This is a genomic window from Planctopirus limnophila DSM 3776 (assembly GCF_000092105.1).
In the GTDB taxonomy this organism is placed as follows: Bacteria; Planctomycetota; Planctomycetia; order Planctomycetales; family Planctomycetaceae; genus Planctopirus; species Planctopirus limnophila.
Map to the genome: position 1 here is coordinate 2,365,462 of NC_014148.1, position 21,605 is coordinate 2,387,066.

Sequence of the window (21,605 nt, forward strand, 5' to 3'; positions counted from 1 at the left end):
TCGATGAACTACTGCCGGAAATTCAACAAATTGCGAACGGCCGTGGGGGCCATACTTTTCAGTGGTGCGGGAGCATTGTTTGCACTGGGAGCATTCGAAGCAGGTGCCGGATCCTGTGCGGCAGGTACCGAGTTATCTCCTCGCGGAAGCACCTGTTGACCGTTATCTCGCGCGGGGGGAGGAACTTCGGTAACGTCGAGCAGCCTGCCTTGCTTGTTGAAATGCTGGACACGCCTCGCTTGACCCCGGTAAATTTCAGTGAGGAGTGGGAGCTGCGGCGGAGCAGGTGGTTCAAGTCCGAGGATCTCATTGAGTGTCACACGTTCCGAGTTTGTGAGTGCTAATCCCCCGCTTCCCGCACCATTCGGATTGAAAATCAGTGTTAATGCCCCTTTGGCCTCAGCAAGAGTAATGATGTTGGCCTGGGCCTGGGTCAGTTCAAGTGTGACTCGGTTCACACCGCGTTCAACTCGGCTCTGTGTGAAACTGCGATTGATGGCAATGACTTTGACTCCTTCGAAAAGTCGCATTGTCACGCCACCTTGCAAATCGGCATTCGATTGAGATTCGACCGTGAAGAGCACATCGACGTAGTTGCCGGGCTTGATCATGCCATCCACAATGCCGACCATTTCCGCCACCGAAATGGAGACCGCCCGCATACCGTCGGCAACTCTCAGATCCGGGAGTTCACCGGGTTGATAGAGTTGGCCGGCGCGAATTGGTTCGGCGGCTCGAATTTTGGTCCGTGCCACTCGTCCGACGATCACACGATTGGCCAGCAGCATGTCGGGCTTCAATTGACTGTTCTGCACGGGCCCCAACCCGATATGACCTTCGGTGATGAGAGTTCCCGGTTCAATATCGGAGATCGCCATGGGCACATTGCGGGTGGCAATGACGGGCTTTTTCTCCTCACGTGCCAGGAGTGATTTTCCGATGTAGGCGACCACGAGAAGTCCCACGACACCGAACATTACCAGCGTCAGAAGAGCAGGGGTCAGTCGACGCACTTGAGGTCACTCCGTAGGAATGTCTCTTTCCTCTAGGAGGAAAAAAACGTAATGGCACATTGATCTGCAGAGCACCAGTTCGACTCGCTCTGCCATCCAACTCACTGGCCTCCGGCCAGAACACCGTGCCACCATCCTTTGCGGCCTGACAACTCTTTCGTAATATCGAGAGATATCGCCCGTTGAAGGTCTTTCACTCACGGATCATTCGTGTTTCTGAATACAAATTCTGATCAGCAAGCGAAATTCCAATTACCCACAGCAAATCCGGTGCAGCCACCGTCATTGGTACAGAGACTCCAACCGCTACGACATCACCAGGTGTTTCGGCCAGTTGGCAGTCGACCTGTAAGCCATCCTGTAGTCCTGGACTGAGGACACTTCTCACGATGGTTTCGATATCGTCGGCAGTTGTTCCCGGCAGACTGGCTGCCCTGGCACCGGCTCGGCTGGCTTCTACCACCTGGCTGCGGGCATAAAACAGCATGGAAAACTGCAGAAGAGCCAGAAGCATCAGTCCCAGGATTGGCAAAGTCAGAGCCAGCTCCATCGTGATGAAGCCCCGTCGTTTACGACATGTGCCTGACTGACTGACCGACTTCATTTGCCCGGAATCCTAATGATTGGCGAGCCTGGGCCCCGCCTCATGGCTGGCTGCAACTGGCTGATGATCGTTAGAGACAGCCGCCGCAGGTGCCTTTTCGACTTTCCGCTGACTGACGTGTAACACAGTGGCATCCAGAAAGAGCACACACCATGTCGCGAGGGCAATCGGTTCGGCATAAGCCATCAGGCCACCGACTCGTCGCAAACTCTCTGTCTGAGACTTTCGCCACTTTCCATTTTCGTCTTTGAGCGTCGAGGCCCGCAGGTCTTCTCGAGTTTTCGAGACACCTCGTCGCAGCACGCTCCAGATCAGCATGACAACTGATCCAATTGCCACAAAGAGAATCGTCAGCACGACCGTATAAAGCGTTAACTTCCAACCGAGCCAGACAGAGAGTGCGCCCATCAGCTTGGTATCGCCACCACCACTGGCACCAATGGCAAACAGCAGAAAGAACAGCCCAAAGCCAATCGCAAAGCCCAGGCCTGCATCGGCCAGCCCTGGAAGGCCGTAGAAGGCGACCTGATAGATCCAACCCAGAGCAAATGCTGGTAACGTCAACCAGTTGTAAATCCGGAAGTACCGCAGGTCGGTATAAGCCGCTGTCGTCGTCAGGACGAGCACACCGGCCAGAAACACCATGGTCTGTGGATTCATATCGAACATGAAAATGTGCCTTAACACTGATGCAGTGAGATCCATCAAATCATTCAAACCCATGAAAATCAGAACGCTGGAAACTGGCGCAAGCTGGATTCGACGGGCTTAACAAAACATAGGTTGTGTTTTGCCAGCAGGACGAGTTGACTTTCCTGATGTTGACGTGATTCCCGAAAGCGACGAGATGGCAAAATGGCATCACTGCCAGAAAAAATTCAGGTTCTTTTGAAGTATTCGGTTGTAGGGATTGTGCTGGCAGTTTAGGTTGCCGTAATGCGAACAAGTTCAAATGCCAGAACGCCCGCTTTCTCATAAACTCATGGATCAATGGCTGATTGGACACATGAGCTTGTCGAAAAAAATTGCACTCATTTACGGCTCGGGGAAGTCTGTCGCAGCGTGAGAGACAATTGGCTCAATACGAAGGAACGTCCATGAGTTTAGAGTTGCCCTCTGCACAAATACTTGAACAACTGCTCTTTGCAGGCACAAAGGCCGCCCGTCTGGGTGGAGCCATGCTCGAATCGTGGAGAAGCCGTTTTACTGTCACCGAGAAGGGCCGGGCGAACCTGGTGACGGAGGCCGATTTTGCCTCGCAGAAGCTGATTCACGATACTCTGTTGAATGAATTTCCTGATCATAATTTTCTGGGTGAAGAAGATCTCGCCACTCGCCCCACATCCTCACCGTTCCAATGGGTGGTTGACCCGCTCGATGGAACATCCAATTACGTGCACGGGTTCCCTTATTATGCAGTTTCTATCGGCCTGGAGTTCGATGGGGAACTGATTGTGGGTATCATCTACGATCCCACCAGGCACGATTTGTTTACAGCTATCAAAGGACAAGGGGCTTTCCTGAATGGCCAGCGACTGTCTTGTACAGATGTCACTCGCATCGAAGACGCCATGTGCATTGCCAGTCTGCCGACGGCCACATCGACTTCCGACCCGGCCGTCAAACGATTTCTATCGATGATCGGGCGGAGCCAGACCGTCCAGAGAACGGGCTCAGCCGCACTCAATCTGGCGTACTTAGCTGCTGGTCGAATTGAAGCCTTCTGGTCATCAAGCCTCAAGCCCTGGGACATGGCTGCTGGGGTTTTACTGGTTCGCGAAGCGGGGGGTAAAGTTTCCAAGTTAAACGGTCAAAGCTTTGATCTTTATCAGCCCGAAATCCTCGCCACAGCCACAGAATCACTCCACGCACAGATCCAACAAATTTTCGTTGAGACGACTTAATCAGCAAATCCATCGTTTAGCTGATAGACCTGAGAACGCGGATGCCTGCCTGAACATCGGAATAGACTTTCCATCTCTTCACCATGGAATTCGAAGAATAATCAGCGATCAACAGCTGATTCATCGTATACTCAGGATGCTGTTGATCGGTGGCCTTTCATCAGATAAAGCATCGAAAATTCAGTCCTCACATCATGGTACTGTCATCGTACTGCGAGAAACCCTGTCTTCGATCATGCAGGAGTTTACGACGAACGGCTGTCGAACATCTCGTGGTGATATCAGATCCCTTCCAACGGCAAAGAACCATCGCTTGATCTCCCGGCACCTTCTAAGTTCTGACAGAATCTGCCCTCGATCTCTAAGCCAGAGAAAGCAATTCTCTTTTGGCATCAGCCAGCCTGCGTCAATTGGTCAACTTTTTTGGACTGTCGTTCTCGGGCTCCTGCTGTTCGCGACTGGAGACTGCCTGGCACAGACTACAGACTTATCAAATCCTGCTCCCACAATTCCAACCCAGGAAACGGCACCCGCACCTGCTATTCTGCAAGATACCAATCAACCAACAGGGAATGGTCTTTCTGCTAAGACCAGCCAGGCCAGAGAGCTCGAGCAGATTCCCGCCGAAGTGATCTATCTACCCAATGCTGCCGGGACTTTAGTCCCCGTCCCGGCAGGTGGAACTGTGGAAGGTTACGTCGAGTGGCTCAAAGCACAGCGAAGCAAAAGTAAAGCTCCCAAAGCCCCCTGGAGTGTAAGTTCCGTTGAAGTGAGTGGAGTTGTTGAAAATGAACATGCTCGTCTCACGATTCAGATTAACATGGACTCCTTGGCGAGTGATGCCCCATTTTCCATTGCTTTGGGTTTGAACGAAGCCACATTAACCAAGATCACCCAAAAGCCTCAGGTTGATTCTGAGCGAGATGAGACCCAGAGCGTCGATCAGGCCAAAGTCAACGAGACAGGCAAGTTACTGTTTGGTGGTTTTGACCGAGAAGAAGGTTATCGATGGTGGGTTGCCCGCAGTGGCCGGCATGAACTCGAACTCGAGGCCATTGTTCCCCTTCGAAAGCAATCGGCCACAACCAGGCTGCTGTTGACTTTACCCCCCTCCGCAGTGAGCCATGCTTCCCTGACAATTCCTCAAGTCGATCTGACGATCAAGATGGCTGAGAGTTTCACTCAGTTACCGGCAAATACATCGACTCCCGGTACGATTGTCGATGCTTTCGGATTCGGCCCAAAAATGGATGTTTCTTGGCAACCTGCGATAGTGCAGGCTGCCGATGCCAGCCTTGAGTCGTCGACCATTCTGACAGCGCGAGTGAACTCGGAATCATGTGTGATGGATGCAGTCCAACGACTGAGAGTTCCTACGGGGAATCCCGTCCAGTTTGCCATGCGCATTCCGCAAGGTTTTGAACTCGTCACGATTGAGAGCCGGGATTATCGAGAGCATACCCTGGATCCGAACGTTCCGAATCGAGTTCTGATCTCACTTTCGGCCTCAACGACGGGTCTGGTGACCTTGAATTGGACTGTTCGTAAAAGTATCGAACTTGGCGAAGCTATGACCATCCAGGGCTTTCAAGTCGAGAAGGCACGCCGTCAGAATGGTGAGATTGGTTTAATCGCCAGTGACGGTATTCAACTGAAAACCGATGATCTTCGCACACCCCAAATGGTGCGGATGGCTGTCGCCGACTGGCAGGCTCAGAATTCCGGCGCGCAGGTCTTTCGAGCTTACCGGTTTTTCGGCTCAGGGTTCCAATTGGGTATTACCCCTCAACCTGTGTCTCCGTATGTTGTCTGTGAACCGCAGATCTTTCTGACAGCTTCCGAAAATGAATGGAAGCTGGAAGCCGTTTATCCGGTGGAAGTTTACCGTGGACGAATCACCTCAATGGAATTTCATTGGCCCAGCTGGCAGCGGCAGAATTGGGTGATGGAGGCGATCGAGCCTCGAGGCCCGGTGGTTGAATCATTCATTATTGGTGGAGAGAGAAAAGCCCTTGGTGGACTCGATTCGTCTCCCCGCAATCGAACCAACGCTGAAGTCGACTCCGGGGGCTCAAACTCGAATCTTACAATTGTCCTGTCATCTCCACGCAGTGAAAGGTTTACGATTCGCTTGCGTGCACGCCGGATGTTCGATGCCGGGAGTGCGTCACAGTTTATCACGGTCCCTATGCCACTGGATTCGGCACAGGTGCCGGCAACGCTGGTGATTGCTAACAGTGAAAATATTGAAAGCACCATTCAAACCAGCAGTGGTGTGCCATTGCGATCTCCTGCGGCCACGACAACCCAGGATCTGCTCTGGCCCGCAGGACTGAATTCATTGCGTCACACGGTCTATCGACTTCCTGCAGAACTCAATGACCTGCATGCCACGATTCGGCCCCAACCTCGCAAAATCAGCGGAACCTCACAGACATCGATTGTTCTGCAAGATCGACAACTCCGCATCGATCAATCTTTACAGCTGAAAGTTCAATACGAACCACTCGAATCGTTGTTATTGAAAGTTCCAGAAGAGATTGTTGACCGTTGTGAGTTTCGCAGTGAGAAGGGTGAATTGTTGCCAAGTGTCTGGGGGCCACTGTTGCCCAGCGGACACCGACAGGTGCAACTGAATTTTCGTACTCCCGTCCTGGGGAATTCGATCGTGAAGGCGACTTATTCGTTTCCGCTTTCCGATCAAGCCACAAAAATCGAGCCTGTCAAAGTACGACTGATTACTCCCGTTGATTTTTCAATCTCGTCCTCGACTGTCGAATATCCCAAAGGCCAGGCACTGGCACCCACCAGCCCGATTGCCGGTTGGAGATCAAACTCATCTCCATCGTCACCGCATCAGTGGATCAGTAATGAGGGCGTGGATTCCATCACGTTGCGTCTGGAACCTGGCAGTGAACTGGACGGGGATCGACCAGATGTTGATGAGTGTGTGAACACTGTCATCTGCGATGAGTCGGGTAAAGATTTGTGGACCACAAGCATACTGCTTTCGTCTTCAGTACCGAACCTGATTGTCGAACTGCCCGGGAATCCACAATCTCCCCGATTTTTCTGGAATGGGCAGGAAGTCCCTCCCGTTTCCACAACCATCACAACACCCGAGGTCAAGACTTACACGCTACTCAGACCCAATACCGCTCGATCTGAAACTCAATCCAGCCAACGTGTCTTTCCAAATCCGAATACAGGCTCTCAACTCATAGTGGGAAGTAGCAATCCTCTCCTGTTGCAAGTCACATGGTTGAGCGAGATACCCGTATCCAGTCGCTGGTCGAGTGAAATCCGACTCCAGGGGGCACAACTTCCATTCGTGAACTGGTCAGGTCAAAGTTACTGGGACGTTAGGCTCTCGGGAAATCAGTACTTACTGAATTATTCCCGTAAGCTCTCCCCATTGTTTCGTTGGCAGAGACAAGGTTTATTCTGGAGACGAAATTCTCCAGCCACTCCGATTTCAGAAGGGTTTCAGAAGTACGCCCAACAGCTTCAGACCACGTTAACGCCCTCTGTGCAGAGAGCAGCAAATCCCGACTCGCTTCCAGTCGATTTGAATCGATATCTGTTCACGGAGTTTGGCCGTCCGGATGCCCATCAGATTGCCACCATCAGCATGCCACTGATCGTCTTTTTAGGTGCCGGGTTTGCATTGGCCACAGGTTTTTTATTGCTGCGGATCCCCAGATTACGTCAACCAATCCCTCTTTTAATGTTCGTCTTTGCGATCTCACTGGTGGGACTCTTTCAAATGCCAGTCCTGCAACTCCTGGCTCAACCCATCATCATCGGCTTGATCTTTCCGATCCTCGCAATTCTTCTTGAGCGATGGACAGCTTATCGTCATGGACAATCGATACTGACACTTTCTCATGATTCGACGGGCAGCTATCGAGCAGCAAGTGCAGAACCATCAATGACGGCCCTGTTCTCGAATGATGGTTCGACACAGTATCGACGCCCTCAATTGACACCAGCCTCAGAAGGTGAGCGAGGGTTGTCATGAGAAGACGGGGCCTGTGTGTCTGGGTGCTGGTTTCAATCTTTGTGTTTTCTGGCCTCATCGAGGGAGTGGCGGCAGACGATCTGGGTTTACAGCGGATTAATGTCCCTGCCAATCAGCCTGAACAGTGGCCGAAGGGCAACTGGAGTGCCATTCCCAGAGAAGAGTTTGCCGAGTGGCTCAAGAAGATTGAAGAAAAAAAGTCACGCCCGACTCGCAGTCGGCTTCATAAAGCAATCTATCACCTGAAAGTTGTTGATCAGCGACTGGAGGGGACATTTGAACTGAATCTGGCAGGTACATCGTTGCCGGCAGGCGAACTTCTCGATTTAACTCCGGTGAATCTCGCTGTCAAAAACACCAGTTGGAAAAGTGGCCAACCAGCAGTTTTGGGACTGGCTGGCAACGATAGGCAATACCTCTGGATTGATGGCAAGGGGAATGTCAGCAACGATCCACTCACGGGTGAGTGTCTTGTCTCGGGAACACGGCTCCCTCAAAGCCTGTTCTTTCGCTTAGGTCTCTTCCCGGCTGACTTGACTCAGGTCCATCTGGAAGTTCCTCAGGGCTATGAACTCGCCTCATCCGCAGGGGTTTTAACTCGTGATAAGCCTCAAGACGAGAAATCATCTCAATCCATGCTGCTCAGCATGGCTGGCCTGGCTGAATGTGAGCTGACATTCACGCGTAAGCCGGATCAGAACGTCCTGGCAAGTCATCTCATCTACGAAGAAGATGTCACTGCTCTCATTCGTGAAGACGAACTGCGTTTTCTAACCACATTGAGCATCGAGACACCAGATCGAGTGTCCATTCGCGAACTGAAAATCAAGCTTCCTGACAACTTTGAAATCATTTCGGCAACCCTCGGGGCAGATACCGTTCTTCCCTGGAAACGTTCTGCCAACCCGGCCACTGATTCCTCGATTGTACTGACATTACCTGCCCAGACATCCGGGCGCTTGCGTGCCATTCGCCTGGAGGGGACGTTGCCCGGGAATGTCCTGCCTATGGTTTCGATCCCGCAGGTCGAGTTGGCCCATGCGACGCTTCTTCGGGGAAGGGCGACTGTTTCCGTCATTTCACCTCTACAGGTTCGAAATGTGGAAATGGAAGGCTATCGCGAATCGGGCCCGGTGACCGTGACCGCTGATGGTGAAGTTTTCACCTATGATCGGCAAGCGCTTAACTCCTCACTCAAACTCGAAGTTCGGCGCCCCATTCCCCGGTTTACAGCCACTTCGTCGACCATTCTTTACGGTGCGCTGGATCACTGGAGGATTCAGAGCCATGTCGACTGGCAGGTCTCAAGTGGAGCATTGCAACAGGCCGTGGTTTCCGTGCCTCCGGGTTGGGATATCACCGAAGTGACAGGCGAAGACGAATCCTCACGCCTTGCCGATTGGGAAATCCAACGGGATTCGACGAGATCTTCGCTCATCATGTTGGAATTCGCACTCCCTGCTTCCCCCGGACAACCCAGGCGAATCCGTATTTCGGCTCGCCGTTCATTTCCCTCCACACCGGGAAAAATTCCTATACCGGCTATTAAACCATCGAATGCCGAATCGACGGACTATCTTCTCGCAGTGAAGGTAGAATCGGCCGGAAAAGCAGTTCCAGGTGCCAACTCACGCTATGAATCAACAGCTTTACCGACATCCATTGACCCCAGGTATGTACGAGACATCCAGAGCTTTTCTACGTCACTGAAACCTGAAGATTTCTCCTGGTATCGGGCAACAGACCCGCAGGTGACGGGAGATCTGGAATTCAGCAGTCAACTGACACCACTCAAAACGACTGCTCAGGTGCTGGTTACAGCCCATGAGGCTTTGATTCACGAACTTTTTGTGCTGAATATCACTTCCGAAGGGCCACCACCTCAAGAAGTGCTGATCTTCATTTCTGAACCTGGAGAAGATATCAACTGGCTGGCGTTCCAAGGTGAAGAGGCCACCCGTCTCGAATCCCGGAGAGCAAATAACCGCACATATGCCGAATGGGGTTATCCAGAAACTGGTGAGCTATGGCTGCTGACCCCCAAAGAGTGGTCTCGAGGCCAATTGACAATCGTCGGCTCACGTCAGCGTCCTCAGGAAGCGGCGACCATTGGACTGGCATTCATGCCTCAGGCCACTCAATTCGAGGGCCATGTCTTTCTGGAGACAAGTTCTCTCCAGGGGGACGAGATTGTCACCACATTGCTCGGTTCCGAAACACGGCCCGATGTGAATGTACTGAAATTCCTGCCTCAGTGGGAAAAACTCCCCGACCATGAAACCAACGGGAGTCCCATTCCGAATGAGCCATTGCCTGCTGCTCAGAAGGAAAAATCTCAAGAACTCAGCTGGAAACGTTTTGAGTATCGCCTGCTCGATTCACAGCTGAAACTGCAGAGCCCCCTCACGACTGCCGAACTGAATGGCCCGATTCCGGCTGAAATTTTCCTAACGGCCCAGTTACCGGCAACACTGGGGGGAATCGGTCAAGTCCAACTGGAGTATCGACTTCCTGAGAACCGCCAATCCCGACTCTTCAATGTGAATCTCCCAGAGGGTTGGCGACTCAAATCCATTCGTTGTGATGGCACAGATCTGCCGTTGGAAATCGTGAACCAGGCACTGCCAAATACGGAGACGATTCGCTGGAATCGACTCGAACTGGAAATCGAAGGTGTCGTTGCACAGCAATGGCTCAGACAGCAGATGGAATTGCCCCTTCCCAGGACACCTCTGGTGATCCTGAGCGGAACACTGACACTTCAGGTTCCACCTCAGGTCGATGTTTCCGCGATTTCAGGAGGCTGGTTTCCTCATCAATCCACAGGACCTGCCTGGACCGAGCGGTGGTTTGGTCCTCTGGGCAGGAAAAGTTCCGAGACCATCTTCGACCCGCTCAGTCGCCCTGTTTCAAAACTGATTGCCGGTAAAGAAGCCACCCGGCAGGCAACTGCCGGGATGTCAGATCAACACCCAGAAGATCTGGCGGTGAACCAGACACAATGGAAAACGTTCTGCTTTTCACTTCCTGAGATTGCCCCCACGGGAACTTCGTGGAATACAGCGATTGGCACTTCGACAGTTCCACAGAATGATCGCTTAGAAAAGCCTGACACAGCCTCGATCATATCCAGCAGTTCGTTCCCCCCAACACAATTGACGTTTTTTAATCGAAATGATGTTCAACAAGCGAACTGGGCCATCCTCCTGGGGACAATTCTTGTTGGAGTCGTGGTGATTGCCTGGTTTCCTCGAAAAGGGGTCATGTCGCTTTTTCTTCTGGGAGTGACCACTGCAGCCATCCATCCCTGGTGGGGAGTCTTTGAACAATCACTCGCTGGATCCTTTCTGACAGGGATCCTTTTACTATTGGTGATTCCACCTCGACTGTGGACATATCAACTCGCTGCTCCATCTGCGAGCACAGTCCCTGCTGGCAGTACATTGAGCTATCGCCTGCCCATACAATCCATGGCCATGTTGCTGGGAACCGCAATCTGGTGGAGAGTCTTGACTCTCGGGTGGATTGCCAGCCTGCTAGTTCTACCTGCTGTCGCCAATCAACTCGCGCTGCCTTTCCAGAATTTGGCTGGTATCGAAGCCGAAACAGCACAGGAAAGCACAGTAACATCCGAAAACAGCACGGAAAATCTTCGCCCACTTCCGACGACCATCGATCCCGATGATCCCGCGGGGCCACTTCGAAGTGAAGAAACTCAGTTACGGGAACTGCTGGTTCCAGTCGATGCTCAGGGAAATCCAGCGGCGGAACTTCCACTGGTTTATCTGCATCCCGAAACTGCAAGACGCCTCAAAGCCTTGGCTGTCGATATCCCTGCACGACTCGACACTTTACTGGGAAATGCCAGCTATGTGGGGAAATGGGGGCCGGGAAAGCAGGTGATCTTTGAAGTGACCTGCGGCCTTTGGGTGCTCCCCGGTGCCAACGAGGCAGAAATCAAAATCCCTGTTCCCAACAGATTCCTGGGTGGGAGAAACTCGGTTCTTCTGGATGGCTCACCGGCCAGTGTGCAGCGTTCTCGGGAGAACGGCGAGATACTGCTGCTCAAATTGCCTGCTGATACAACAGTTAAGTCACCGGTCTATCACGAGATGAAACTCCAACTTCGTCCAGCACGCACAGACAATCATTCAGGATTTTCGCAAGTGGTTCCTCTATTAGGAACATTGCAGACAGCGTTATCGTGGCCAGATTTCAAGCCAGATGAGATCCGCTTTTCAACAGGCACGTCGATGGCATCCTCTGCGGAATCATCAGACTTCCGACAGTGGCTGGGACCATTACGACAGATTTTTCTGCGAACTGCCGTTGATGCCAAGGCTGATAACGCCGCTCAGGTCAGCAATCATCTCTTGGAGCAGACCCACCGTGAACTTGTGAATGCCATCGCGACAATTCATCCGGATTCAATTCAGATCACCCATCAGAGCCGAATCTGGTTAAAGCATGAGACGATGCAATCCTTAAAATTACCGATTCCTAAATCGTTGGTTGTTCGCTCATTGCGATCTGATCGATTGTTGCACTGGTATCGGGAAATCGGATTGGAGACGGATTTCCTGAATCTCGAACTGCGCTCCGTGGCAGAGCCGACACTATTTACAGAGACAATCGAAACGGGTGCATGGGTCAGTGTTGAGTTGCTGGCGATATTGCCTAAACAACCATCTCAGCAGGCCATCATTCAACTCGATCAATGGAGCGCTGCTCAAGGTGATTCAACGATCGAATGCGACTATCAACTGACGACGGACTGCAATCCTGAGTTCAGATTGAGTACTCCTGCCAACCCTTCAGTCGCTACTAAGGCAGCAGGAGTCAGTGGACATGAAGGAACTGGAAATGGGGTGCAGTCGTTGGCTGTTTCTGCATCGAAAATCGTCTCGAGAAGCAGCAAACCATTTCAGATCGAGTTTGCTCTCAGCCCCGCAACTCCTGTCATTAAGACCATCGAGTGGCGACAATTCTGCACAGTCATCAACCAAAGGATCGAAGTTGATTACATCGCAACTATTGAAACTGATGATTACCCCATGTTCTCTCATCGCTGGTCGATTGACCGCAGACTGCAGATCGAGAATGTCTCGATCACTCAAGGTGGTGCTGAACGACTGGTACGGGTTTCCGACGAACGACGTCGTGACCAAGGCCGAACGTTGACCATGCTCCTTTCAAGTCCCTTGAAAGGAATTCATACGGTTCATATTCACGGTTCGATTTCACTGAGAAATCAACGAACAGTTCCTCTGCCAAAGTTTGAACTGGCTGGTGCTCCTCCTGTTCCGGGAACGTTACTCGTTCGCAGTTTGCCACAGGTGGCAGTCACCGTTGACGGTATGCTGGAAAAACTAAGTAGTACAGAACTTCAGTTTCCCGAAGTCAAAGGGATCAGCAGCACAGAGCGAGGTACATTCAAAAACCTTGCTTATCGGTGGAATCTGAATCAGACGCCAACATTGACAGTCACTCCCATCCTGACATCCTTCCCGGCCACCTCCATCACGTTAGTCGATCTCCAGGATGCCCAGAGAATCGGATTAAAGACCTGGATTCATCTGGATATCGCAACTCACGGCATCAACGAGAATCGTTTCGAAATTGAACTGCCATCCGCTTTAAGGGACTCAAATCACACACGTCTGACATCTGAATGGGGCAATATCCGTGAACTGGACGCGCAAAGCGGTCGATTTGAGCTGATTCGTCACGGCATGACGCAAATTGAAAAACCAATCTCGAAAGAAGTTCCCCGGGCAACATCAACAGAGTTGGTCATTCAATGCGAATCAGATCTTGTCCTTCCGCGGGAACAGAATTGGACAATACCTCTGCCTGCGATTGATCAAGTGAGTTATCAGGAACATCTGGTGATGGTGGTTCCTATTGATGCTGATGTGAAACTTTTGAAATCGATTCCAGGTCGATCTTCGACTCCATTCCCCGCCTGGGTAGAAAAGTTTGTTGGCAACAGCCTGACTAACGAAACCAGTCCCATCATCAGCACAGGGCCGGAACCACCCATCCTGTCATGGGGGATGGCCACAAACACAATCCCTCAGGCACAGGCTCAGCATGTGATCTGGTTTGGCCAGCAGGGGGGAACTCCGGGAATCTCGTACTTTCAAATCGACCCGCGCGAAATCAATCTTCAAAACCAGCAGTCGATCCAGCTCAAGATCGCTGCAGAAATCACCCCAGATGCAGTCATTGTTAATCAAAGATTCCGACCGATCACGAATATGCAAAGTGGGCAGATCTCTCTCGAACTCGACTCATCAAAGCCAAATGTTATTAGGCTCTTTTGGCATCGGCGCGGGAAACCACCGACGTTTCAGAATTTATGGGGATTACTGGATCCTCAAACTGCGTTCGGCTACCAGGAAATGACCGTGCCTTACCTGGTCGGTGTCGCACCGCAAGAACATCGAGTGCTGCTGGTCTCTTCGCCAGCGCAGCAGGTCGTTACAAATTCCAGAGATTTCTCCCGAGCGAATAGCTCTGCTCCCATCAAAGTTCTACATTTCTTACCTCCACTCAGTAAAAATCCATCTCCCTTTCGTCGAGCAGAGGCCACTGATCAGCTACCGGAAGATCAGCAGGCGTTGACGCTTCAGAGCCTGTTGACCCAGGAAGAGACTTTGCCTCAATATCTGAAGGACGATCAATCGCCAGAAGAGATGGCTATGACTGGTGCGCAACCGCTGAAACCTTCGAGTGGGCATCGTCGTGCCACGTGGATGCTGATCGATTTCTTAGCTAAGCAGACTTTTGAATACCGGCTATCGAGCGGCATCTGGTACTGGATCAGTTGGAGTACAGGGCTGTTGTTGTTGGGCGGATACCTGTTTTCGCGGTTGAGTCCCGTCGGTCTCAGAGATTGGTTAATCGAGCACCCTCATGCCGCCTATGCACTGTTAGGGTTGGTGTGGTGGCTGGCATTTGCAGCGAGTGCTGCTGGATTTGCAGTCTGCATTGGGGCTTTGGCCAGCAGTCTCTGGAGTCGCTTCAAGCGATGGAAAACTCGACCACAACATGTTGCTGCATGAAACTTGAATGAACATGCAGAACGTTTTTATGGTGAGATCATTTGCCAGAGGATGGCCGTCATCCCCATGAGCGCACAATAGATGGCGAAGTATCCGAGGCGATTGGCCTGAATCATTCGGAGCAGGAATTCGAGTGAAAGCACACCGACAAGAAAGCTGACGACTATCCCGGTGGTTAACAGATCCCAGCGAACGGGAACGTTGCTATCGAGGAGAACTTCTTTCAATTTTAAAGTCCCCGCACCGCCAATAGCAATGATGGCCAGCAGAAACGAAAAGCGAGCCGCCGAAGTTCGATCCATCCCCGCAATCAGCCCGCCGCAGATCGTGCTCCCGGCACGAGAGATTCCTGGGAAAATGGCAGCAAAGCCTTGAAACAAGCCCACAATCAGCGCGACCGGAAAAGGGAGATTCGACAGATCAAACCGGCAGCGTTCAACCTGCTGAGCGACCAGCAAAAGGATTGAAGTCATAATCAGACAAAATCCGACGGTCATTCGATTCGAGAAGTATTCCGTACGAAAATCGCCCAGAAAAACTCCCGCCAGACCAGCAGGTATTGACCCGATGAATAGTAATGCCAGTAGTCTCGGCTGAAACAGCATACGAAGCAGGTCGTGGCGGTAAACCACGACAATCGAGCCCAGCGTCCCCACATGCAGTGCGATATCCAGCGTGATGTCATCCCAGGCAAAGGCCGGGGTGATTCCCATTTGAGCAATGGCATGCTTGGCCAGAACGAGATGCCCCGAGGAACTGACTGGTAGAAATTCGGCAATCCCCTGCAGGACTGCCAGAAGTATCACTTGAATATACTCCGACACTCTTGGCTCCCGTTGACCTGAAGAACTCTGAACGCTATGACGCTTTCAGTAAAGATCCGTCGTTAAGTGGTTCCTGTAGAACTGGTACAGAAACCTTGCAGAATCACTAACAGTGCGAGATCATGCCGCAGGAGAGACTTATCCGGGATTGCTGATCACAGGTCGAGAGCAAAAAGAATTCTGAAGAGTGTGAATCCGTGCGGCAATTCCATTGGCAGGGAGGCTGAAACAGTGAGCGATCAACCCTCAGAATTGCGCGGTTCACCAACTGCACAGACGATGGCCCACTGGCTCGCGCCGCTTCTCAAAAAGTGGCTCCCTCATCTGGTAGCGGCACAACTGATTCTGCTGCTCTTCACCAAAATTGCAGGGATCGTGGCAGTTGTCTGCTGGTTATGCGAACTCATGCCTGTGGTATGGGGATTGGCTGGACTGCTGATCGTGCTGGTCATCAGTACGGGAAGCCTGTTCTTTGCGATTGTATTGAGCCTGGCGATGCTGGAGATTCTGCGGAGTGATTCTGCAGGCCGAGGCACATCTGCCTGAGAAGGCCAGCATCCTGACACGCGAGTTTTGACAGTCACCTGACAAACTCTCAGAGCTGGCTAAAGCGGGACAGGAAGCATGAGCAGCGGGTGTTCAAAGAGCACCTGACGACCATTCACACCAATCGCAGGTGCAAAGAAGAGCAGAAACACATAAACACTGAGGGCAGCCAGCAGCAGGAGTGACCAGAGCCAGCGCCATAAAATGAAGGCCGGCTTTTCGAGCCGCATTGATCGTGAGTAAGCGAGCCCCAGGAGAATTCTCGCTGGATAAACAGTGACGATAAAGATCAGCGAGAACATCCACAGCAGATCACCCGGGGGGGCAAACGTTTTGAAAAGATAGAGCGGTAAGGAAAGTGCATAACCGAGAACCATGGCTAATGACCAGCACATGGGTGTACGAGCAAAGAGCCTGCGGGCAGCCTGGAGTTGAAACATGGAGCGCCAGTGACGTTCCACTGCAAGTCGGCACTGCAGTAAAGGGAGCCAAGACAAAACGATCACGAGAAGCACACCACCGATCAGTGTCAGCAAGACCTGACCTGGCTGCTGACGATCATTGAGCGCAGCGAACATCACTGTGGGTATCAACAGCCAGAGACCCGTTCCGAGGAGTGCCGTAAATCCAGTGCGCCACTGTTGGCCCAGTTGCATGGCAGAGAAAAATTCTCGAATGGCTGAGGATGATCGCGCCCAGTGATCCCGCGAAAAGGCCCGAGTGATCAACCATACAAAATTCTTGACTGGTCGAAAAAAAGTGACGATATGCCCGCCCCGAGCAATGGCCAGGAGAGCGTGGATGGTGAGGGTGACGGTCAGTACGCGCAACGCGAATGAGAAGACTCGATCTTTCTGACCACCAGGTGCGATCAGATGGGCATCTGCAGCGACATCGGAAAGAATGACCAGTGGCAGAAGACAGAGCGAAAGGCCCAGAACAATCATGCCAAACCGCGGAGCGATGGCCATGAGTGGAAGCGCATAGCGGAGCTTTCCAGTCCGTGCGACACGACCTTCAGCTTCCAGGAGATACCCCAGCGCAAAGACATTCACAATTGGAATCGCGGCGAGGATCGAGAGCATTAGCAGCAGGCTGGTCAGTCCAAACATCAGCCGCATCAACCACATCAGGCAACGAATCGGGTGCCGCCATGGGACAGGAAATGGTTCCCAATCGTGAAAACTAAAGATTTCTTGCTGAGGCGAGAAATCCTGAATGACAAGCGAAGCGTGGCTAACTGTCTCTAAGTCTGCTGGATCGGGAGTATCTTTGTTCTGGACGGAACATTCGTCGTCGGGACGGAGTGCTCTGTTGGCAGCCTTTATCGTTGTGGTGGCTCCAGAAGTGGCCATAGTTCTCGGGCTTTTCTCGGGCTGAATTCATGCAGGTTCAGATCGTAAAATTCTCGCCAGTCCATCAACCATGAAAAGAACGGTAAATCTCTAGAAGATACCAGATTCGAGGACGGTTGGTTTCGCAGATCGAAACTATTTCTGCCGATCTCAGGTATGCTGATCAGTGTTGAAACATGGTTTAATCGACTCAACCGATTGTCCTTAGATCACCAGGCAACAATTTGACGCGTGTTCGAGAACTGTCGGCATGTCGGGAAAAGTGAGCATGAACACTTCAACCATCGGCACTTCGACAAAGAGGGCAGAACCATTGCCACGGATCGGAGCACTGAAACTCGTCCTTCCTCTATTCCTGACGACGGCCGGTGTGATCAGTCTCTTCGCCCTGTTGGCACAGATGGGACTGGAAGCAGACGGGCAGATGTCGGCGAAGCTCCCGCCAGATTTGCAGAGCTGGAAGGTGAGCGCTGCTGCCGTCGACCAGATTTGGGGCACCTCCAAAACTTTGAGTCAAGCGGAACGGGCCGACGATTTGACGATTCTCCGCCGTCTGCATCTGGCACTGGTGGGGACTGTTCCTTCACTGGAAGAGATTCGAGCTTTTGAGGCCATGGAAAGCCAGGATCGAATCGCCCAATGGACGAATCATCTGCTGATGGATCCGCGTGTAGGTGATTATCTGGCCCAGCGACTCAGCAAAGTGTTTGTTGGCATCGAAGACGGGCAGTTCATCGTCTTTCGTCGAGATCGATTGAACCAGTGGCTGGCGAATGAGATTCTCGACGATCGACCCTACGACAAAATTGTGCAGCAGATGGTCTCCGAGAAAGGGTTGTGGACAGGTCGGCCCGCCGGGAACTTTATCACAGCCGCAGTGACGGGTGAGGAAGTCGATGAAAACAAACTGGCAGGACGCTCCGCCCGGGCTTTTCTCGGGCAAAGGATGGATTGTGCTCAATGCCACGATCATTTTTTTGCCCAATGGAAACAACACGACTTTGAGGGACTGGCGGCGTTTTATGCTCCCGTACGGATCTCAGCAGTCGGCCTTGAAGATCAAAAAGACTTTCAATATCAGGTAGATGACTCCAAAGCCGAAGGTGGCAAACGAACTGTCGATCTCCGGGTTCCCTTTGGTGAGGAGTGGCTGCCTGCACAAGGAACCGAACGTCAGAAACTGGCTTATTGGATCACCCATGAGGAGAACCGCAGGTTCGACCGGGCGATTGTGAATCGCATGTGGGGCTTGATGTTTGGTAAGCCACTTGTTGAGCCAGTGGATGATCTGCCTGATCCACCCGTTGAGAGACAAAGTGATCCGCTCGATGTCCTGGCCGATGAATTTCGAACTCATGGCCGATCGTTGCACTGGCTCATTCAAGTCATCGTGCAAACGAAAGCTTTCCAGCAGGAATCGAAGCATCCCAGTGCCGAAAATGGTGAGAAATTCGACGTAGCGTCGGAGAACTGGGCGATGTATCCACTCACCAGGCTTCGCCCGGAGCAGATTATTGGCAACATGCTGCAGGCCTGGTCACTCCAGACCATTGATCAGAACTCACATGTCTTCGTGAGGCTGTTCCGCCTGTTTCGGGAGAGAGACTTTCTCAAAGAATATGGTGACACGGGCGAAGAGGAACTGGCACTCTTTACGGGGACGATTCCGCAGGCCTTGCTCAGAATGAATGGCGAGTTTTCCCGCCAGCTCAGCGAGGCCACACCTCTGAGTGCTGCTGGCAGGCTGGCGAGTCTTTCGAATGATCGTGAGGAACTGGTTACCGGGGTTTTTCTGGCATGTCTGACAAGGCGGCCCACAGCCGAAGAACTTCAACTGATTGAAGCGATGTGCCAGGCTCACCCGGTTTCAAATGCAACGCTTGCCGAAGATCTGTACTGGACGCTGTTCAATTCTCCTGAGTTTTCCTGGAATCACTGATCATTTGCCACCTGCGAAAAGATTCCTCGTGCTGGTAACAAATCCCGGCCTTGAACGACGAATCTCAAAAGGGCTTGAAGATGTCTGATTCACTCATCAACTGCTGCTGGAATCGACGGGAACTGCTCCAACTACTGACAACGGGAGTCGTTGCGTTCTCAACCAGCCAGCTCTCTGCACGTGCGGCAGAAGAGCGAGGGCCCCAGCGCAGCAAATCATTGATCACCCTCTGGCTCGCGGGTGGCCCCAGCCAGTTAGAAACCTGGGATCCTCATCCTGGGACCAGGATCGGTGGCCCGACCAAAGCCATCGACACATCAATTCAAGGGACACAGATCTGTGAGTGGTATCCGCAGACGGCCGAGATCTTGAATTCGTTTTGCGTCATCCGATCTGTTGTTTCGAAGGAAGGTGATCACGAGCGAGGTACGTATGTCGTTCGCACTGGCTATCGACCGGAACCGACTGTGGTGCATCCTTCACTCGGAAGTATCGTCTATCACGAACTCCCGCGGGGAGGCCTGGAAATCCCCGGGCATGTGAGCCTGGGTGATGGGCAGTTTGCGACCAGAGGCGGCTATCTAGGGGAAGAAAGCACGGCTTTTCGCGTTTTCGAGCCTGGGCGAAATCTGACGAACCTTGAAGCTCCTGTCGATCCTGAGCGTCATCAGCGGCGACTGGAAACGCTCGGGCAACTTTCAGAGGGATTTCTCAACGGACGGCGCTATCCGATTGCCAATTCGCTGCATCAGAAGACCATCGATTCTGCTCTCAAAATGATGACTTCGGAACAGCTCAAGGCCTTTTCGATCTCCGATGAACCCGCCGCTGTGTTGGCGGCCTACGGGGATCATCCTTTTGGGCGAGGTTGTCTTGTGGCCCGGAGATTGATTGAGATGGGCGTTCGCGCGGTCGATGTGACCTTGAACGGCTTTGACACTCACGCGAACAACTTTGGCTTGTCCAAAGGGAGAGCGGAAATTCTCGATCCGGCACTATCGACTCTGGTGACAGACCTCAAGTCGCGCGATCTGTGGGATTCGACAGTTGTCCTTGTCTGTGGAGAGTTCGGGCGGACTCCTCAAATCAATCCTTTGGATGGCCGCGACCATTGGCCCCATGGATTTTCTATTCTGCTGGGTGGCGGCGGACTGGCGTCTGGACGGGTCATCGGCGCGACCGATCCACAAGGGGTCAAATCACCAGAAAATCCCATCGAAATTCCGCAGATTATGGCCAGTATTCTGCAAGTGTTAGGAATCGACTTCCAAAAGGAGATTTTCACTCCCATTGGACGGCCGATCCGGCTCACCAGCGGCCAGCCACTGGCGGCACTTTTCAAGGCATAAACGATCAGAAATCAGTAAAGCGTGGGACTCACTTTTGAGCGTGAGCAGACTCCGCTACACTTCAGGTTATGAAGAGCGATCTCCCCACTTTATCTGCACCTGCCACGCCACTCTTTGACACTCTGGTCGTCTATGGAGTGGGGCTTTTGGGTGGATCGGTCGCTTTGGCAGCAAAATCCCGCCATGTCGCCCGGCACATTGTTGGCATGGGGCGTCATGTCGAACGCCTGGCGGCCGCACAGCAAGCCGGCGTGATTGACTCGTATTGTATAGACCCTGCGCAGATCCCACCCCAGACAGATCTGTTTGTGGCAGCGGCCCCAGTGGATCGAATTGCCGGAGTGATTCGAGAAGTGATTCCAGCACTCCCTGCGAATTGCCTCGTGACAGATGTCGGCAGCACAAAAGTCGAACTCGCCACCAGCCTGGCCGATCTGACTGGAGAGCAGGGAACGATTCCCTTTGTGGGTTCACATCCCATTGCCGGAGGCGATAAAGCAGGATTCGAGCATGCCTCCAGTGATCTCTTTATGGGCCGCACTTGCGTGATCTGTCCGGATCACGTCGTTGAATCGGCTGTTTTGAAAACCGAACGATTCTGGCAAGCCTTAGGGATGCAGACGGTCCGGATGTCGGCACAAGAACACGATGAAGCCCTGGCCACAACAAGTCATTTGCCACATGTGGCTGCTGCAGCACTGGCGGGAATTTTGCCGGATGAGTGGCAAATTGTGACAGGGACTGGTTTTCGCGATACTTCCCGAGTAGCCATGGGCCCCTCGGAACTTTGGGTCTCAATTCTGGAGTCGAACCGCGAACCGGTGGTGCAAAGCCTGGAAAGACTCAAAGATCAACTGGGGGCCTTCGTCGAGGCACTGAAGACAAACGATTCAAAAAATCTGCTTGAACTTCTGCAGGCTGGGGAAATCAGACGCAAGCAGCTCGATATTGATGAAAGCTGAATAAACACAGGCATTTCCCCA

12 protein-coding genes are annotated in these 21,605 nt (G+C 52.4%); 7 read left to right on the forward strand and 5 right to left on the reverse strand.

Features of this window, described 5'->3' with window-relative positions:
- Positions 1-8: 8 nt before the first annotated feature.
- The 3 genes from cpaB to PLIM_RS22735 all read right to left on the reverse strand — a co-directional run bounded on the left by cpaB (position 9) and on the right by PLIM_RS22735 (position 2,286).
- Positions 9-1,013, reverse strand: a complete 1,005-nt coding sequence (cpaB, locus tag PLIM_RS09425; RefSeq protein ID WP_013110078.1) for a Flp pilus assembly protein CpaB — start codon at positions 1,011-1,013, stop codon at positions 9-11.
- Positions 1,014-1,206: 193 nt separating this feature from the next.
- Positions 1,207-1,617, reverse strand: coding sequence for a TadE/TadG family type IV pilus assembly protein (locus tag PLIM_RS09430; RefSeq protein ID WP_013110079.1), 411 nt, complete (start codon positions 1,615-1,617; stop codon positions 1,207-1,209).
- A gap of 12 nt (positions 1,618-1,629) precedes the next feature.
- Positions 1,630-2,286, reverse strand: coding sequence for an A24 family peptidase (locus tag PLIM_RS22735; RefSeq protein ID WP_013110080.1), 657 nt, complete (start codon positions 2,284-2,286; stop codon positions 1,630-1,632).
- 428 nt (positions 2,287-2,714) lie between these two features.
- Between PLIM_RS22735 and PLIM_RS09440 the strand changes: the two genes are divergently transcribed.
- From PLIM_RS09440 to PLIM_RS09450, 3 genes are all read left to right on the forward strand, one after another.
- Positions 2,715-3,521 carry an inositol monophosphatase family protein gene (locus PLIM_RS09440; protein WP_013110081.1) on the forward strand — a complete coding sequence of 269 codons (807 nt, stop codon included), beginning with the start codon at positions 2,715-2,717 and terminating at the stop codon, positions 3,519-3,521.
- Positions 3,522-3,834: 313 nt separating this feature from the next.
- Complete coding sequence (locus PLIM_RS09445) at positions 3,835-7,542, forward strand: hypothetical protein (protein ID WP_148227052.1); 3,708 nt, start codon at positions 3,835-3,837, stop codon at positions 7,540-7,542.
- A complete protein-coding gene (locus tag PLIM_RS09450) occupies positions 7,539-14,609 on the forward strand; it encodes a hypothetical protein (RefSeq protein ID WP_013110083.1) in 7,071 nt (2,356 codons plus the stop codon). The genes PLIM_RS09445 and PLIM_RS09450 overlap by 4 nt, the downstream gene beginning before the upstream one ends.
- A 26-nt stretch (positions 14,610-14,635) precedes the next feature.
- Here the strand turns inward: PLIM_RS09450 and PLIM_RS09455 are convergent, their stop codons facing one another.
- Complete coding sequence (locus PLIM_RS09455) at positions 14,636-15,433, reverse strand: undecaprenyl-diphosphate phosphatase (protein ID WP_013110084.1); 798 nt, start codon at positions 15,431-15,433, stop codon at positions 14,636-14,638.
- 231 nt (positions 15,434-15,664) lie between these two features.
- On the opposite strand from PLIM_RS09455, the gene PLIM_RS09460 reads away from it, so the two are divergent.
- Complete coding sequence (locus tag PLIM_RS09460) at positions 15,665-15,979, forward strand: hypothetical protein (protein ID WP_013110085.1); 315 nt, start codon at positions 15,665-15,667, stop codon at positions 15,977-15,979.
- 59 nt (positions 15,980-16,038) lie between these two features.
- Here PLIM_RS09460 and PLIM_RS09465 read toward each other — a convergent pair whose 3' ends face one another.
- A complete protein-coding gene (locus PLIM_RS09465) occupies positions 16,039-17,334 on the reverse strand; it encodes a hypothetical protein (protein ID WP_013110086.1) in 1,296 nt (431 codons plus the stop codon).
- Positions 17,335-17,602: 268 nt separating this feature from the next.
- On the opposite strand from PLIM_RS09465, the gene PLIM_RS09470 reads away from it, so the two are divergent.
- The 3 genes from PLIM_RS09470 (at position 17,603) to PLIM_RS09480 (ending at position 21,584) form a co-directional block, all read left to right on the forward strand.
- Positions 17,603-19,273, forward strand: a complete 1,671-nt coding sequence (locus tag PLIM_RS09470; protein WP_196349559.1) for a DUF1549 domain-containing protein — start codon at positions 17,603-17,605, stop codon at positions 19,271-19,273.
- Between the two features lie 80 nt (positions 19,274-19,353).
- Positions 19,354-20,622, forward strand: a complete 1,269-nt coding sequence (locus PLIM_RS09475; protein ID WP_013110088.1) for a DUF1501 domain-containing protein — start codon at positions 19,354-19,356, stop codon at positions 20,620-20,622.
- A 68-nt stretch (positions 20,623-20,690) separates the two neighbouring features.
- Positions 20,691-21,584 carry a prephenate dehydrogenase gene (locus PLIM_RS09480; protein ID WP_013110089.1) on the forward strand — a complete coding sequence of 298 codons (894 nt, stop codon included), beginning with the start codon at positions 20,691-20,693 and terminating at the stop codon, positions 21,582-21,584.
- The last annotated feature ends 21 nt before the right edge of the window (positions 21,585-21,605 follow it).

What these genes read in the sequence shown, in the direction of transcription:
- PLIM_RS09430 (WP_013110079.1), bottom strand. Translation starts at nt 1,617, where the DNA reads ATGAAGTCGGTCAGTCAGTCAGGCACATGTCGTAAACGACGGGGCTTC.
- PLIM_RS22735 (WP_013110080.1), bottom strand. Translation starts at nt 2,286, where the DNA reads ATGTTCGATATGAATCCACAGACCATGGTGTTTCTGGCCGGTGTGCTC.
- PLIM_RS09440 (WP_013110081.1), top strand. Translation starts at nt 2,715, where the DNA reads ATGAGTTTAGAGTTGCCCTCTGCACAAATACTTGAACAACTGCTCTTT.
- PLIM_RS09450 (WP_013110083.1), top strand. Translation starts at nt 7,539, where the DNA reads ATGAGAAGACGGGGCCTGTGTGTCTGGGTGCTGGTTTCAATCTTTGTG.
- PLIM_RS09465 (WP_013110086.1), bottom strand. Translation starts at nt 17,334, where the DNA reads ATGGCCACTTCTGGAGCCACCACAACGATAAAGGCTGCCAACAGAGCA.
- PLIM_RS09470 (WP_196349559.1), top strand. Translation starts at nt 17,603, where the DNA reads ATGAACACTTCAACCATCGGCACTTCGACAAAGAGGGCAGAACCATTG.
- PLIM_RS09475 (WP_013110088.1), top strand. Translation starts at nt 19,354, where the DNA reads ATGTCTGATTCACTCATCAACTGCTGCTGGAATCGACGGGAACTGCTC.
- PLIM_RS09480 (WP_013110089.1), top strand. Translation starts at nt 20,691, where the DNA reads ATGAAGAGCGATCTCCCCACTTTATCTGCACCTGCCACGCCACTCTTT.